Origin of the sequence: Bacillus cereus group sp. MYBK15-3, from assembly GCF_051916765.1 — a bacterium.
Taxonomy (GTDB): Bacteria; Bacillota; Bacilli; order Bacillales; family Bacillaceae_G; genus Bacillus_A; species Bacillus_A cereus.
The window spans coordinates 607,940-624,016 of record NZ_JBQAHG010000003.1 but is presented as its reverse complement, the minus strand read 5'-3'; the positions used below and the strand labels follow the sequence as shown (position 1 = coordinate 624,016).

Sequence of the window (16,077 nt, the reverse complement as noted above, 5' to 3'; positions counted from 1 at the left end):
ATTAAACTACAAGGTTATTTTTTATTCGAATCATACTTATATATAATTGAAAGGCGAAGTCTTTAATGAGACTCCGCCTTTCTGTTATATAAGGATTTATTAATTATTACTTTTCTGTTTAACAGTGTAATCATAGACTTTCTATGTTTTAGTTCACTTTACAACAGAATTAATATTTCCCTATTTTTGTGGAGTAACAGTTTCCACTTTTAATTCCTTTATTCCTTCTTTTAATGTAACAGCATCTGTTCGTAATGTTTTCCAACTGTCTTTCGCTGCATTTAAATTAGGTTTTAAGAATTTAAATTTATTTTGATCGGCTTTTTGAGCTGCATTCTCAATATGCCCTAGAACGCCCGAATATTGAGAATCTAAATCATGCCACTGCGTGGACATATAAGTAAGAGCGTTAATAGCATCATCAAGCGCCTTGTGCATTTCATTAATATTACTGTAAGCAACTCCAACTACACGATTTAAGGTTACTTTATAATCCACGGTCTGACGTAATTCTGCTAATAAAGGCTCTAACTTACCTAAATTATCCCTTGCTACTCCCACTATGATACCGCCAATTATTGGTAGACCCAAAATAGCACCCTTCATTACATTAAACCCATCAGATTCTAATTGTTTATAATAGTTTACTGATCCTAATACTTCTTCTAGACGCTTTTGATCGGCATCAACATCTGCACCTTGATTTTTTAAAATTGACTGCAAGAGCTCTTTATTACTTCCAAATGCTCTAACATCGTGTCCAATAGAGTCTCTTAATTTAGTTAATTCTTCTATTAGTTGTTGTGCATACTTTTGATTTTGTTGAATTTCACCTCGTAAATCTGTAATCCCTTCTTTTAAAGTTTCTCCATCCCCTGTATTAATCGCCTCTACCATTGTTTCATAATAATTATCAAATGTTGTATCGTATTCAACAATACCATTCAATGTATCTAAAAGCTGTTTTTTTACTTTCGTATCCCAAGTAACAGCATGTGCCCTTGCATTCTTTTGATCTTGTACGATTCTACCAGGTAAATCTACATACCCATTAATGGTAATTCCCTCAAAATTCACATCAGGATTCTTAATTAACATATAAGAATAGGCATTCATAGATTTTGCAAATAATCCAGCCTTTTGCAAGGTCTCTTTCATTCTCGCTTCATTTGCAGAAAGAGCCGTATCTCCATTATTCGTTTGTTCAATTTCACTTGCAAAAGTTGTTACTGGTGAAACTACATTAGCAGTTGTAATAGTTAATAGCGTCGATACAGCGAGTAATTTGTAAGGGATTTTTTTTATCATTTCATTTTCCTCCAATTTAGGTTTTAAATTTCAGTTCTACTCCTGTTTAAAAGCAATATCTTTTGAAATGAATTCTGCATCTTTATGAATATCATTCCAACTTTCTTTAGCGGCTTTTAAATCATCTGGTATTAAAGAGAATTTGTGGTCTTGCATAGAATCGATATTATCCAATAAATCTGTATAATTTGCGCCCATTGTATTCCATTGCTTTTGAATATTTGTTAGAGACAATATCGCTTGATCTACAGTCTGGTATAAATATGCCAATGTTTCTTTCGCGTTAGTAAGCGAAAGAACTGCTTGATTAGCACGATCTGCTTTCATACTTAATTCTCCGATTTTGTTAGAAATTTCATTATAGGAGTCCATATGCTTAGATGCTGTGACACCAGCCGCAGTTCCTAGACCGATACCAGCTGCGCCAAGAGCCGAGAGTCCACCAACAACAGCCGGTGTTGCTGTACCGCCAGTTACAACAATAACTACCGCTCCTCCAATAGCTGCAATAACTAAAATAGCTGCTCCCAATCCACCACCAATTGACCATGCTAATACATCATCAAAATGTTTTTTCTGAGTAGAACGAAGTTGCTCAATTTCAGCTTGAAGTTGTGGAATCGTTGCCTGTTGACCTGCTAATATTGCAGTTAATCCACCTTTCCCATCTGGACCACCAACATTATTTTTAAAATCTGTAGAATTTTGATATAGTTTCCCTTTGAAGTCTTGTAGCATCTTAATCACATCTGTAACTTCTTTTGAATTTGTATTGATTGTAGTAATTAAATCATTTATACCCTCTTTTAGACCTGCCTTATCTTTCTTTTGTACAGTTTCTACTAATGTGTCGTAATAATTTTGAAATTGTTCATCGTAATTTACAATATTACGAGCAGTTTTTTGAATCTGTGGCTTCGCTGTATCTAACCAGTAATTCGCATTGATTCGTGACAGCTCTTGATTAAGGTGAATATTTTTGAGCAACTCTCCCCCCTCTGAGCCTAAATCGATATTAGATAAATTTACATTTGGTTGCTTAATCATTGTTTTTGCGTATAAATCCATTACTAGAATATGAGACCCTGTTTCAGCTAATGCTTTCTTCAGTCCTTCGGGGCCCAATGCATAATTGCCTACTTTTTGTTCTTGAGCGGTCGTTTCTTGTGCAAATGCATGAATAGTGTTACCGGTAGTAGCAGTTATAACAGTTGCTAATGTAGCTAAAGTTAGTACTTTGAATGGAAATTTTTTCATGACTATTCTCCTTCTTTCGCTAAATGCTTATAATCTTTATGAATTCCCAAAAAACGCAATATTAAAATTTATATACTTGTTCTTCAAGGTAACTTATTACATTTTTTAATTGTCTTAATGTATCTTTTTGAGACTGCTCGTTAGTTGTATCAACATTAGTAGATAATTTTGTAATGCTATTTTTTATTAGATTTAAATCTTCTTTATAGCGCTTTAGTAGATCAAGTTCTACATCTACTTGATTTGCAAACGTATGCAAATCATTTTGTGTAAGAAGAAGCATTGATTTTTGTAAATCAGCTATTGATAATTTCGTTGTTAAATCATATATTTTTTGATTTTGTTTCTCTAAATCATCTAAATATGCTCGCTGTTCTGCTGTTAATTTATTTACTTCAGCAAAAACGCCAAATGTTTTCTTAATCTTTTCGGTATCAATGACCTTCATCAGGTCATACTCTTGTGTTTTTGCTGCGGCTGCGGCTGCTATTTCACCTTGTTTGCTTTTCTCAATTGCTTCACGAGCTGCTTTTTTTGCTGCTTCAATCTCTAGAGCAGTTTTACCTTGTTCTGTCGCTTCTTGCGCCGCTTTTTTCTCCGCTTCTAAAATAGAGTTGTTAATTTCTTTTCCTTTGTTATACGCTGCCACCCCTGCTTGAGCAGCCGGTTCAATAATTTCTTTTGAAAGACTATAAACTTCTTTGAATATAGCAAATCCCTGTTCATTTAAAGCCCCTGGTATTAATGCAATTTGCTGTAAATCATTTTGAATTGCTTTTTTGGTATTTAATATTTCATTTTTTAACTGATCTATTTTTCCTGTTCCATCTGTACTTAGTATGCCTTGCGCAGTTGCCACATTAGTATCAAAATCTTTTAATTTTTTATCAAGCTGTAATTTAAGATCTGTTAATTCATTGATTTGTCGTTGCGCATTTTCTTGATTCGTCATAGCCATTTCTTGAAGTACTTCAAGTCTATCCGAAAACCCTTCTCTATCTTCTTTATTGTCTACAAACGATTTTAATGTCGGGTAATAACTATTAAATTTTGTTACAAATCCTTTACTTTTTGAATTTAATAGAATTAACTGTGGATAGAGTTCCGATGACCATTCCTTCATATCTTGTTTGATTAGGAATTGATTGGTATTTAAAGCTGGGACTTCCTCTAGCTGTACATTAGGACTCATTAAAGATTGATCAATATACGTTTGGACTAATTTAGAATGCGCACCTAATTTTCGTAATGATGAAGAAATATCCATGTTTTCTTGTTGAGTTTCTGCTTGAACGATTGGTGTTGCGAGAGTATTGATAGGAATAGTTGCTCCAGTTACAATGGATGTTATTAAAAATCCTGTCATTATTTTAGTTTTCATTCCGTACACTCCTTTACCATTGTTTTTATAACTTAATTCATATAACTTGTACGACCGCTCTCTTTGTAAACTGGATAAGAAGGAGAAATCTTTCAGATACGTTAATATCGTTGTTTTTTACTTCTAATAGGATATAAGGATTTTATTTATCTCTCATTTCGATACTCTATTTTTTAAAATATAAATAACAAAAATTTATTAACTATATTTGAATCAGGCACCTTATGAGTAGTAAATTATTAATTCTTTCCTAAAGTTGCGGTTTAACTTACAGAATCGTGAGGATCAATAAACCAATGCTTACAGTTAATCTTGTCATAACATTGTTTAATTTCAATTTGATAATATCCCTCTTAGTTTTGTCAGCAAACTCCTTACTAGACAACAAAAGATGAAATTATACTGTACATTGCTTATACTTTTATTGCGGAATAACTTCACTTTTGTTATGCAGAAACTTAGAACACGTTTATTACCAATTTGATTCTTGACCTCTTGTGAATAAATTGACTATTTAGAAAATTATTAAAGACATAATGTTACTTACAACTTCACTATAATTCCTATTAGCGTAACCTTCTCCTTTCTGTCTGGTCATACCAGTTATGTTGTTCATTAAAACATTAAATTTTTAATGCGTAAATAGAAAGATTTTGTCGATTAAGCTCGATAATTCACTGTTAAATAAAAATATGTCCCGGAAAAAATTATATAAATATAGTTATTCGTAAATTTCATTTCTGTAATTGGAATGATTACAAATTAATGTGTATACGGTTAAAAATAACTATTTTAGCTCAACCAAGAAATTTTATTTTAGAAAAAATACTTATAGAATAATATAATAGGTTTTTTTATACTTTTTTACCTTTATTTAGTTATGTATAATTGCATAAAATGTAGATATATTTAGTAATATATGTTATATTATTGATTTTTCACAAAAAAATCCTAATATCATTATTAATAAATATCCAGTATGAAGATATTAGTCTATAAACTTATCTTCGTTATAAACATAGGTTTTAAATTACAAAAAAGCTGCAAAGCTTCCTTGAAACACTTTGCAGCCTTCTGTCTTTTTATTTCCTTTAGCAAAATAACGGTTAGTGTATTTTTTCAAATTAACAATATGGTACAAAGATTTCCATTGAGCTTTTGCTCACATATGTGTTTATAAAGTCTTCAAGAGCTATTTGTTTGAGCTGACATCAGACTAGTTTATCTGATTCAGAACTATACCGATAAAGTGCAACTTTAATCAGTGGGGGTTTTGTTCATCCCCACTGATTATTAGCCCACACCAATCGGGCTTTTACGGGCAGCCCGCCCCCCCACCTAACTTCTTTGCTTTCGCTGAATTTTTAGATGGAGGTCTTACTGCCCGGCAAATAGCTGGATAAATTCAGCACATGATTGTTATTAAAAAAATAGATATACTTTGTTTCTCCATTATTTTTCTAACTCCTAAAAATTGAAACTGTTCCGCTAACAAGATAATATCTGGTTAATCTCATACGTCTATTTGAATACAAGTTCTTTTTCTAGACAAATCACAAACTCTTTCTAGAGTAATAAGTCCAGTATTTTCATCTTTTGGGATACTTACACCCATGTTTAAGTCTTTACATTGGAGACAGCAAATAACAAGCTTATATTATTGTATATTTTTCACGGTACTGCCTAGGAGTCATGCTAGTGATTTTTTTGAAAACTCTTATAAAATAACTTTGGTCATTAAAGTTAAGCCAAGCACAGATATCTGATAACGAATAAGTAGTGAGGGTTAATAATTTCTTTGCTTCTTCCACTCGTTCCCTTTGAATATATTCACTTAAAGTAATTCCCATTTCTTTTTTAAATAGTTTAGACAGATAAGTAGGCGTAATTTCTAAATGATTAGCAAGTTCATTCAGAGATATTCCATCGTAAACATTTTTATTAATATGTTTTATACATGTAGTAACCGCGTAAGAATACTTTTTTGCATTGTATTCTTTCACACGATCTGCAAAGGTACGTAAAGCGTCCCCTGATAATCGCTTTACAGATTCTACATTATCTAATTGTTCTAGGGTTTGTATATATAAAATACTATGGGCAAAAGCAATATCTGGTGGCAGATTTCCTTCTATTGCATATCGAGTGGCTAAGGTAATCGCAATAATTCCAAGGTTTTTTTGATTCCTGAGCGGATCCTCTACTAGCATAAGTTCAACATCTTCTTGCGAAACCGCATACATATACTGTATTAACTTTTTTTTATTTCCTTCTTTGATAGTCGAAAAGAAATCATTTACTAATGCCATATTGTGCGTTTTAGGTTTGTTTTGTCGACGTTTTAAAATATATAAATCAGGTTTCACATTTTTATTAGGAGTTTCCTCTAGTACTTTATTTTTTTCCAAGACAATATCTACATCTAACTTTTCATTGAAAATCATGTAATGTAATAAAATTCCCATATCAATTAATGTAGTTTTTTTAATCTCAGATAAACACTGATAATAGGCAAGTCTTTCTTGAATGTTATCATTTGATTTAAATTCTTTCTGAAATTTTATGATCATATCATCTGAATCTTTTGAATGTATAGTAGGACCGATTATAATAGTCCCTTTAATATCATCATGATTTTCTATATGAATTAGAACAAAATTTTCAAGATAGTTGTTGCTTCGAAAAAGTGGCAAGTTACAGGGATCGTTTTCTTGATAAATATCACTAAGATGTTCTTCTTTTGAAGAATAAAAAGGACTACAAACATTATCAGATGTAGAATGATATAAAATTTTTCTGTCTGCAGATAAAATATGTACAGGAGCATTAAATGCTTTATGTGCAAGATCACACAAGTGTTGTATATCGATAGAAGTATTCATTACATTCTCCTTTATAGATCCATAAAATATATTTTGTTATATATAATTCACGACAAATAATACTATAAAATATCAAATTAGTACAATTCACAACAAAATATTACTATATCTTTTTTATAAAAATCATATATTATTTAATTGTAGTTAGCATCTAAATATCAGAGTAGATACGTAAAGGAAATACACTAAGTTCTTTTCTTAATTCTACAAAATATAATTATTGAATTTGAGAAAACAGTGAAGTACTTCAAAATACAGTGGTAGTCAATGCGAGGACCAAGCTGGAAAAAGATTTAAAATAAAGCGAAAGTAACAGGAGATACTGTACCACCGCAAGAAACAACAGTCAAAGTTCCAATTCATTCATTTATACAAATTGAATTCAAAAAATAAATACTGCTAATTTAAATGTGAAACTGAAAAACTATTTTGCTCCAAATTTTAGAAAAAGATAATAAAGAAGTTGTGAAATTGGAAACAGATGAAAGCGATACGGCTATTTTTGAAGCACTATGCTTTGAAAAGTACAAGGTGGAGGAAATTCAAGTACTCAATTAAATATTTAATTGAGAGAAAGGTCTTTTCATCAACTAAAAATAAAAAACGAATGGAATATTCAAAAACATGACACTATATTACTGGTCGTAACAATAGTTTTACTTTCCACAAAAGAGGAAAAATATATAGACTTTACAAATACTAAGAATAGCAAACTAGATAGTTTTATTACCGCATCACATAAAGTGAAACTTTAATCAGTGGGGGTTTTGTTCATCCCCCACTGATTATTAGCTCTCACCAATCGGGCTTTTACGGGCAGCCCGCCCCCCACCTAACTTCTTTGGCTTCGGCTGAATTTTGAGGTGGAGGTCTTACTGCCCGGCAAATAGCGGGATAAACTTATTATCAATTTCCAAATACAATAGTTGTTAATCAACAAAAAAACTTCAATAATTAAGGTGCACAGTAAATTGACCTCAAAACAGTAATTACTACAATATCAGTTTTTACTTATTCTATAAAAAAGAAATATCACTTAATAATTATTACTTTATATCAATTTAGACATAAAACATTTTATTATATCGGCTTAAGTATTATGAAATTAAAATTACAAATAACACCAAAACTCTTTTAAGAGCTCGCACATCGTTCGTATCTGGTTGATTATCTTTTGATACCTATGTCATTAACACAACTAAAAAAGTTTATTACAAAGGAATCTGAGAGGTTTTTTCAATTTCGAAATTTATTTTTTTGTAAATTAAAGGAAAAATAATCCATATATACGGATTATTTTCTTAGTGTACTCTGTATTGACCTGTTAACTGTTTTTCAGCCATTCGAACTAAGCGTTTTGTAATCTCTCCACCGATCCGAACCATTTGCAGATGATGTGATGTATCAGGTCCCAGTGTGACTCCTAGTTCAAAAGCAATTTTATACTTCATTTGCTCAATAGTACTTGTAGTAGCAGAAATAAGAATTTCATTTGTATTACTTTCGCATCTTTGAATATTTATAAATAACATGTACCTAATTATGCTATTTATGCATGAGTAACCTAATTTATTCCAGTATTTTTATAGAAACCCTTTCCTTCCCCTTATTCCACCAATTAAATTTGAAAAACAAATGTACATTGCATTTCAATATAACAATAAAAGCTACAAAAGCAACGAATTTACTATTTTAAAGTTAAGTGTTTAACCTTGAAGTACTTAAATTCTTTTTTCCAGATAAAGCATACATTATATCTTGATGTTTTATTGTCCTTTTATAATTATGTGGTATCGGGAATTTATTTCGGTGTTCTTTTATTATAATTAAAGTTTGAAGTTCTATGTTCAATACTTTTGCGAGGACATGATAGTTATATCCATTGTTTAACAGAGAAATTATGTCATAAAACATAGTTTTTCCACCCACTAATTTTACTAATTTATTCTTTAACTCATCCCCTTTTTCTTTAGCTTCATCAATTTCTAACAACATAGATTTTTTATTTGTCTGCTTAATGTATTGAGTATACAACTCTGGGAATTCTTTTTGTACTTCTTTGTTTAATACTGGTTTATATTTAATCATATAAGTAACTTGTAACAATGAGCGTTTTAACAAACTATCTTCAATGAGATACGCTACTTTATTAAATAAATGGACATATTCCTCAATATTGGAATAACTATTAAAATGAGCTAATACTCTACTTTTTATACTAAAAGCCTTGCCTACATAAATAATATTGTCATTATAATCTTTAATGAAATAAATACCACTGTCAGATTTTTTCAATTTATTATCTAATTCTTCTATACTCATAAAATGCAATTCACTCATACTTCTCTCTCCTTAGCAGTTTTAAATCGTAAAAAACAAGCAAGGTTTCTAAAAAAGTACTTAGCTGCCCTAGCATCTCTTATTTTATCTCTTGCTAAATGTCAAAAAACTGTTTCTATGTTCCTCAACTATCAATATGATTATTAATAAAATTTTCTATCGTTATTATCTCGCAATTTTATCATGTAATTTCGAGATCGTTTCCTCATTTAAATTACTGTGTTTTATCGAATAAAGGAAATATATTACTACCCCAATAGTAATCCAAATACTAAAGTACACCCATGTCCTTAACGGTAAATTTAGCATTAAAAACACACAGCATACAATTGCAACGCATGGTAATACAGGTACAAAAGGTACCATAAATCCACGTTTTAAATTTGGGTGTGATTTACGTAGAATAATAACTGATAGACAAACTAACGCAAACGTCACCAAACTACCGATATTAACTAAATTAACTAATTCTTTCAAATCAATAAACCCAGCTATTATAGAGCTCCCTATTCCTGCCAATCCAGTTATAAAAGTGGGTGCTCCAGTTTTCTTATTAACTTTCGCAAATGATTTCGGTAACAATCCATCACGACTCATTGCAAAGAATACTCGTGTTGCCGCATACATATTGGAAAAAATAACAGCCATAAGGCCAATTACAGCACCTGCAGCAATTGCACCAGCGACTTTTCCTTGTCCTACAACTTCCATTACATAAGCCATCGCCTCAGGAACATTTAATTCTTTATAGGAAACCATTCCTGTCATAACAAGACATACCATAACATAAATAATTGTACATATGATTAATGATGCAATAATACCGATCGGAAGATTACGTTTCGGATCTTTTACTTCTTCTGCTGAAGTTGCTAATATATCAAAACCCGTAAAAGCGAATAAAATAGCTGCTCCACCCGTAAAAACTCCACTTAAACCGTATGGTGCAATTGGTATCCAGTTTATTGGTTTTACATAAAATATACCAACCGTAATAAACAACAAAATCATTCCAATTTTAATCAATACCATTGTATTATTGATTCGTTTACTTTCTCTCGTACCACGGGATAACATCCATGCTAATATCAATGTAATGATTACTGCTGGTAGATTCACAATACCACCATGCGAAGGAATCGTTACTAGAGCTTTAGGTATCTCTAATCCAAATCCCTTTATTAAATTGTGGAAATAGCCTGTCCATCCAGCAGCGACAGCCGCTGTTGCCACGATATATATTAATAGCAATGACCAACCTACTAGATGAGCAACAAACTCACCAATTGTTGCATATGAGTATGTATATACACTACCAGACGCCGGGAGTGTAGAAGCAATTTCCGCGTAACATAATGCTATAAATCCACATATAATTGCTGCAAGTATAAATGAAAAAACAACTGCTGGGCCAGCATTTCTTGCTGCTACTAATCCAGTTAACACAAGAACGCCCGTTCCAACTATCGAGCCTACCCCTAACATAATTAAATCAAATGCTCCTAATGTTTTCGTTAAAGTCTTGCTTTGATTATGCTCTAACAATTGTGTAACGGATTTCTTTTTTAGTAAATTACTCATATTTTCTGTATCCCCTTTAAAATAAGGTTTATTCTTCTCGTTAGTGTTGTATATAAATTTACTTAGTTATTAACTAGCCTCATAATATTTCTTTTACATTAAATAGATTTAAAATATTATATAAATTCGCTTCTCACTTACTAGTTAAACTAGACATTTCCATAGATTTTTGCGTACAACGTTTCATAGCTGAAATGATAGCTGTTCTTAAACCTTTTTCTTCTAGCGTTACTACAGCCTCTATCGTCGTTCCACCTGGAGAACAAACCATATCCTTCAATTCACCTGGATGTATTCCTGTTTCCAATACCATTTTTGCAGAACCTAATACAGCCTGAGCCGCAAATTTATAAGCTTGTTTTCTCGGCATACCGCCAAGTACAGCAGCATCTGCCATGGCTTCTATAAACATATACACATATGCTGGAGAAGAACCACTAATAGATGTAACAACATCCATTAGTTTTTCATTTATGACCTCCGTCTGGCCGAAAATATTAAATATGTTCAGTACCTCTTTTATATCTTTTTCTGTAACCATTTCATTAAAACATAACGCAGACATTCCTTCTCCAACAAGTGCCGGTGTATTAGGCATTACTCTAACAACTTTTAACTTTCTACCAAATTCATTCTCAGTGCTCTTAATACTTTTCCCTGCAGCAATAGTTACAACGATTACATCATTTTTTATTTGATCTTTTATTTGGTTAATTACCGATGAGTATAAATCTGGTTTGATTGATAAAATTAAAATGTCAGCGCTGTTAGCGACTTCATTGTTGTTAGTAGTTATAGTTATGCCATATTCATTACTAGCATTTTTTAAATTAATGACATTTAAATCTGAACAAATTATTTGATCTGGAGAAACTATATTTTTTTTAATCATCCCACCTATCATAGCAATACCCATGTTTCCACATCCGATGAATCCTATTTGTTTATTCATAATAATTTGCTCTTGCTCCTTCTACTCTAAATTTTATTGATCTTGAAATTATTATTCTAAATAAGGGCTATTACAATTACTTGGTTTATCAATAGAATTTCAAAATTCTCCTTCCTATATAGAGCTTACATATACCTCTAATAACTTCTTTGCTTTCGCTGAATTTTGAGGTGTGGGTCTTACTGCCCGGCAAATAGCGGGATAAAATCATTTCTTTAATCTATAATAAGAAGGACATAAAAAAACAAAAAGTTACAAAAATTTTCAAATTAAAACTTTTATAACTTTTTGTTTTGATGTAAATATAATTTCAATTAAAGTATCTCATCGTTTTAAACTTGACGCTCCATAATCTTGTATAGTTACATTTATATGATATTTAATCGGTACTTTACTAAATGTTTGATCCCAATCTTTTTTAACTTTCTCCCATGTTCTCGGGTGTTTAATTCTTAATTGGTTGCCAAAACCCGCAATATCGACTTGATATTCTTTTTGTATTTTTTTTGTAACATGATGTACTAAGTGCTTTACTTCTTTTTCAATAGCTTTTTCTTCCCTTTTTAAAAATTTATTTTTAAATTTTTTTCCTGATTGCATCCAATTTTCAGACAAACGTCCTTCTGATTCAATGTTTACATCAAAGGAAATATTATTTCCATTAACATGTGGTATGATTTTGCTTTTTATTGACTTTATTTCGTATATAATGAGTTTCTTTGATTCTTTATCAAAAGTTTTTACCACACCACCATTCCTTTTTCCATTTATCCATACTACTCCTTCCAATTCCTGTTCATTTAAAAAGCCCATCAACTTTTTTGTCTTCCCTTTAATTACAGCAGCTCCTGCAAATTTTGTTTCCCCTTTTATCGAGATTACATTTTGCAAAAGAAAACTGGACCCTGACCGCATCTTTCCTTCCAATTTAGCGAGCGATACAGGAGGTAAAATCCTTGTTGTTCTATTTCTATTATCTGCAATTCCAGACAAACGAAATGCTGGGATTTCTCCTTTTTTGTTTGATTCCAGTACCTCCTTCGCTAGACCCTTGCTAATTAAGAGCATACAGCTAAGCCGAACTTCATTGTCACGGAGATACTGTTCAAGTAATTGTTCTAAACTGAATGTACGTACAAGACTATCACTAATAACAATGTTTTTTAAATGTGGGCTGAACATTGTGCTCTCTCTTTTCAATGAAAACTCACGAACAATTTGATGAATGGAATCACCGGTCTCAGAAACATTTATATAACGTTTTTGTTGTCCATTTCCTTTACTTTGTGCTTGCGAACTAACAATTTGATAAGTAGCTGTTATAAGATTTCTTTTAGGATAACCTCCTTCCTCATCCTCTTTCTCAATTGTTGAATCCTTCCCTTTATCTAGTGCTATACCTGCAGTTAAACTCAACTCTTCTACTTCTTTACTGCTCCAACATCCTGTTAAAAATAGAAGCAAAAGCGTCCATAACAAAGTCAAATAGAACCGCATATAATTAAATTTATTTTTCACACTACTCCTCCTTTTAATCGCGTAATAATAAGAAGAAGCAGTGGCAGTAAACCAAATAAAAATAAAGCAGCATTACCGAGCATATCCCCCAATTTAAGCAAGTCATTTATATTTTTCGAAGTCATAGCAATGATGTAAATGATTGGAATCAAAGCAAAAATAAACGGATGAATTCTCTTTTTAAAGAGTTGTGCTAATCCTAATGCAGCTGCATAATAACTAATCGTATAGGTAGCAAATATTTGCATAATCCATATTACAAGCAATAAAGATTCAAAACGTTCAAATATCAATCCAGAAATTTCAAAACTGCGCATAAGATCAATTGTCGGCCATGTTCTTGTTACAACCCCATCAATTGATAATGCACCAATGACCATTACAACAGTTATTACATAAAAGATTAACGGAATAGAAATTCCAACTAAAATAGCTTTTACTGCTTTATTTCGTTGTTCCATAAATACCAAAAGAATTAACATAATTTCAGGACCTGTATATGCGAGAGACGTTGTTTTTATCCCATCTAATACTGGTTTAATTCCCAAACCTAATACGGGACGGAGATTATCTATCTCGAATATTCCGATGCTCATAAAGGAAATGATTAAAAAAATAAAAACAGTAATAGGAAATATTATTTCAAACATCCGTGCAATTGAATTAATACCACTCATAATCAAATAGAGACCTATCCACATAAAAGGCATAACAATAGCCCATGTGGGGGTTCCTTCGAGCAAAAAAAAGCTTATTACTTCTGCCATTGAACGAATTTGAAATGCTGAAGTTGTAAGAAAATACCCTATAATAAGAAAACTAAGTAATCTGCCTATCCATTTCCCTACAATATCTTGACTGTATTGGTAAAATGTTTTTTCTGGAAACTGCTGACTTAATTTGACCATAATTACTCCTGAAACCATTGCCAGTATTCCACCTAATATCACACTTATCCATACATCTGGTGTTTTCACTTTTTCCACAGATGCTCTGGGCAGAGTGAGAATTCCTGTCCCAAGTATGTAATTTACAATAATAACAACTGCCTGTGAAGTTGTTATTCGGTCTTTAAGTTTAGTAATCACTGAAGGCCACTTCCTTTCGTCATCAGCTACCTTTTGCGGATATTTTTTTTGGTATGCATTATTTTCGGTCGACGTCTCATTATTTTTAATGGCATGCGAACCATAAAATCTTTCCAGTCACTGAATTGATATGGAACAGCAGGACTGGTATAAGGAACGCCAAAACTTTTCAGTTTCACTAAATGACTGCAAAGTAAAAGAAAGAAGAGAATAACTCCATACAAACCAAATATCGCAGCACAAAACATAGCTACAAAACGAAGAATGCGTAACGTAATTCCTACACTATATTGCGGAATAGTAAAAGAAGAAATAGCTGTTACCGCAACAACGATAACCATTATTGGACTAACAATTCCTGCTTCTACGGCAGCCTGACCAATTATTAAACCGCCCACAATTCCCATTGCAGGTCCAATTGGTTTAGGCAGACGTAAACCTGCTTCTCGCAAAACTTCGATAGCTACTTCCATAATTAACGCTTCTATTAAAGCGGGAAAAGGGACTCCTTCTCGCGATCCGATAATAGAAATAGCGAGCTTAGTGGGAATTAATCCTGGATGAAATGAAATAAAAGAAATATACAGTGCTGGAGCAAATAATGAAACAAAAGCTGTCATGAAGCGTAATAAGCGGAGAAGCGTACCAGGAAGCCACCTTTCATAATAATCTTCTGGTGATTGCAGCAGCATACTAAATGTAACTGGAGCAATTAAAACAAATGGTGTTCCATCTAACAAAATAGCTACTCGACCTTCCATTAAAGCACTAATAACACGATCAGGTCGTTCTGTATTTTGAATCTGCGGAAAAGGACTGAGATAATTATCTTCAATAAGTTGCTCTATATAACCAGATTCGAGTACACTGTCTATGTCAATTTTCTGAATTCTGTTTTTTATTTCATCCACCAATTCTGTACTAGCAAGATCTTTAATAAATGCGACAACTAACTCTTTCTTTGCACGTTCTCCTACTGGTAGCTTTACTAATGATAAGTTCTCATCCGCACAGTGTCGTCGCAAAAGTGAGGTATTATCACTCAATACTTCAGTAAAACCGACCCGTGGCCCTCTGACTAATGCCTCCGATACTGGTTCTTCAATATTTCGTTTATTTGCTTTTGTTGTACCAAGAATAAACACATCTGCTAAACCATCAATTAAAAGAGCTGTTGAACCTATCAATACTTTGGGTATTAAATCTTTTATGTAATGGACTTCTGCTACTTCACTAATTGTAAGAACTTTATTTTTAATATATTCTTTTGAAACAGTCCCCTCCACATAAGAAGATTCATTTTTATATTCATCAGAAAAATCATCCATTAGTAATTTCATAATATGTTTGTCAATTATCTCTTTATCTGATAGGCCATCAACAAAAACGATCCCAGCCTGAATATCTGTGCGTCCAATATTAAACTTCCGAAAGCGAACATCAGAATTATGTCCGATTTGTTGCTTTATAAGTTCTAAGTTAGAGGCAAAATCATTTGTGAAATGAACGATTGCATTTTGAGATGGTTTATGCTCTTGTTTCGTTTTACTTTGAATATTATTTTTTTTCACTTGTTTGTCTCTTGACTTCCACCAACTCATTCTTCCCACTCTTTCTCTGACATACGAACCCAATGAAAAAATCTTGAGATAGTATACGGAATTAAAAACAAGATAAAAGCTTGTACAAAGACTTTCCAATCTGGAAGATAAGAAGTAATTATGTTCCACATTTTTATCACCCAATTTATATACTCTGCTAGGATTGAGA

The 16,077-nt window shown here is 32.1% G+C and carries 12 protein-coding genes; 1 reads left to right on the top strand and 11 read right to left on the bottom strand.

The features are described 5' to 3' along the window. Positions 1–180: 180 nt before the first annotated feature. The 4 genes from hblA to ACTFR8_RS17310 form a co-directional block, all read right to left on the bottom strand. Complete coding sequence (gene hblA / locus ACTFR8_RS17325; RefSeq protein ID WP_000591972.1) at positions 181–1,308, bottom strand: hemolysin BL binding component B; 1,128 nt, start codon at positions 1,306–1,308, stop codon at positions 181–183. A 36-nt stretch (positions 1,309–1,344) separates the two neighbouring features. Next, on the bottom strand, positions 1,345–2,565 hold the full coding sequence (hblD, locus tag ACTFR8_RS17320; RefSeq protein ID WP_000714435.1) for a hemolytic enterotoxin HBL lytic component L1: 1,221 nt from the start codon (positions 2,563–2,565) through the stop codon (positions 1,345–1,347). Between the two features lie 61 nt (positions 2,566–2,626). Continuing rightward, the gene (hblC, locus tag ACTFR8_RS17315) at positions 2,627–3,946 is read right to left on the bottom strand and encodes a hemolytic enterotoxin HBL lytic component L2 (protein ID WP_000850227.1); all 1,320 of its coding nucleotides are present in this window, start codon (positions 3,944–3,946) and stop codon (positions 2,627–2,629) included. 1,652 nt (positions 3,947–5,598) lie between these two features. Further along, positions 5,599–6,828, bottom strand: a complete 1,230-nt coding sequence (locus tag ACTFR8_RS17310; protein WP_001097905.1) for a helix-turn-helix domain-containing protein — start codon at positions 6,826–6,828, stop codon at positions 5,599–5,601. A 429-nt stretch (positions 6,829–7,257) separates the two neighbouring features. On the opposite strand from ACTFR8_RS17310, the gene ACTFR8_RS17305 reads away from it, so the two are divergent. After that, positions 7,258–7,386, top strand: a complete 129-nt coding sequence (locus ACTFR8_RS17305; RefSeq protein WP_000939299.1) for a hypothetical protein — start codon at positions 7,258–7,260, stop codon at positions 7,384–7,386. A 743-nt stretch (positions 7,387–8,129) separates the two neighbouring features. Here ACTFR8_RS17305 and ACTFR8_RS17300 read toward each other — a convergent pair. The 7 genes from ACTFR8_RS17300 to ACTFR8_RS17270 all read right to left on the bottom strand — a co-directional run bounded on the left by ACTFR8_RS17300 (position 8,130) and on the right by ACTFR8_RS17270 (position 15,908). Further along, positions 8,130–8,360 carry an alpha/beta-type small acid-soluble spore protein gene (locus ACTFR8_RS17300; RefSeq protein ID WP_000897398.1) on the bottom strand — a complete coding sequence of 77 codons (231 nt, stop codon included), beginning with the start codon at positions 8,358–8,360 and terminating at the stop codon, positions 8,130–8,132. Positions 8,361–8,526: 166 nt separating this feature from the next. After that, positions 8,527–9,168 (bottom strand): excinuclease ABC subunit C, encoded by a 642-nt coding sequence (locus ACTFR8_RS17295; protein ID WP_001292158.1) that lies wholly within the window; start codon positions 9,166–9,168, stop codon positions 8,527–8,529. 165 nt (positions 9,169–9,333) lie between these two features. Next, entirely contained in the window at positions 9,334–10,749 is a 1,416-nt protein-coding gene (locus tag ACTFR8_RS17290; protein ID WP_000067452.1) for an amino acid permease, read from the bottom strand. A 133-nt stretch (positions 10,750–10,882) separates the two neighbouring features. Then, positions 10,883–11,701, bottom strand: a complete 819-nt coding sequence (proC, locus tag ACTFR8_RS17285; protein ID WP_001041290.1) for a pyrroline-5-carboxylate reductase — start codon at positions 11,699–11,701, stop codon at positions 10,883–10,885. A 324-nt stretch (positions 11,702–12,025) separates the two neighbouring features. Further along, complete coding sequence (locus ACTFR8_RS17280; RefSeq protein WP_000790801.1) at positions 12,026–13,219, bottom strand: Ger(x)C family spore germination protein; 1,194 nt, start codon at positions 13,217–13,219, stop codon at positions 12,026–12,028. Then, a complete protein-coding gene (locus tag ACTFR8_RS17275) occupies positions 13,216–14,307 on the bottom strand; it encodes a spore germination protein (protein WP_000628927.1) in 1,092 nt (363 codons plus the stop codon). The genes ACTFR8_RS17280 and ACTFR8_RS17275 overlap by 4 nt, the downstream gene beginning before the upstream one ends. Before the next feature lie 26 nt (positions 14,308–14,333). Further along, the gene (locus tag ACTFR8_RS17270) at positions 14,334–15,908 is read right to left on the bottom strand and encodes a spore germination protein (protein ID WP_000119222.1); all 1,575 of its coding nucleotides are present in this window, start codon (positions 15,906–15,908) and stop codon (positions 14,334–14,336) included. Positions 15,909–16,077 lie beyond the last annotated feature (169 nt).

What these genes read in the sequence shown, in the direction of transcription:
- ACTFR8_RS17300 (WP_000897398.1), bottom strand. Translation starts at nt 8,360, where the DNA reads ATGTTATTTATAAATATTCAAAGATGCGAAAGTAATACAAATGAAATT.
- hblD (WP_000714435.1), bottom strand. Translation starts at nt 2,565, where the DNA reads ATGAAAAAATTTCCATTCAAAGTACTAACTTTAGCTACATTAGCAACT.
- proC (WP_001041290.1), bottom strand. Translation starts at nt 11,701, where the DNA reads ATGAATAAACAAATAGGATTCATCGGATGTGGAAACATGGGTATTGCT.
- hblA (WP_000591972.1), bottom strand. Translation starts at nt 1,308, where the DNA reads ATGATAAAAAAAATCCCTTACAAATTACTCGCTGTATCGACGCTATTA.
- ACTFR8_RS17295 (WP_001292158.1), bottom strand. Translation starts at nt 9,168, where the DNA reads ATGAGTGAATTGCATTTTATGAGTATAGAAGAATTAGATAATAAATTG.
- hblC (WP_000850227.1), bottom strand. Translation starts at nt 3,946, where the DNA reads ATGAAAACTAAAATAATGACAGGATTTTTAATAACATCCATTGTAACT.
- ACTFR8_RS17270 (WP_000119222.1), bottom strand. Translation starts at nt 15,908, where the DNA reads ATGAGTTGGTGGAAGTCAAGAGACAAACAAGTGAAAAAAAATAATATT.
- ACTFR8_RS17290 (WP_000067452.1), bottom strand. Translation starts at nt 10,749, where the DNA reads ATGAGTAATTTACTAAAAAAGAAATCCGTTACACAATTGTTAGAGCAT.
- ACTFR8_RS17310 (WP_001097905.1), bottom strand. Translation starts at nt 6,828, where the DNA reads ATGAATACTTCTATCGATATACAACACTTGTGTGATCTTGCACATAAA.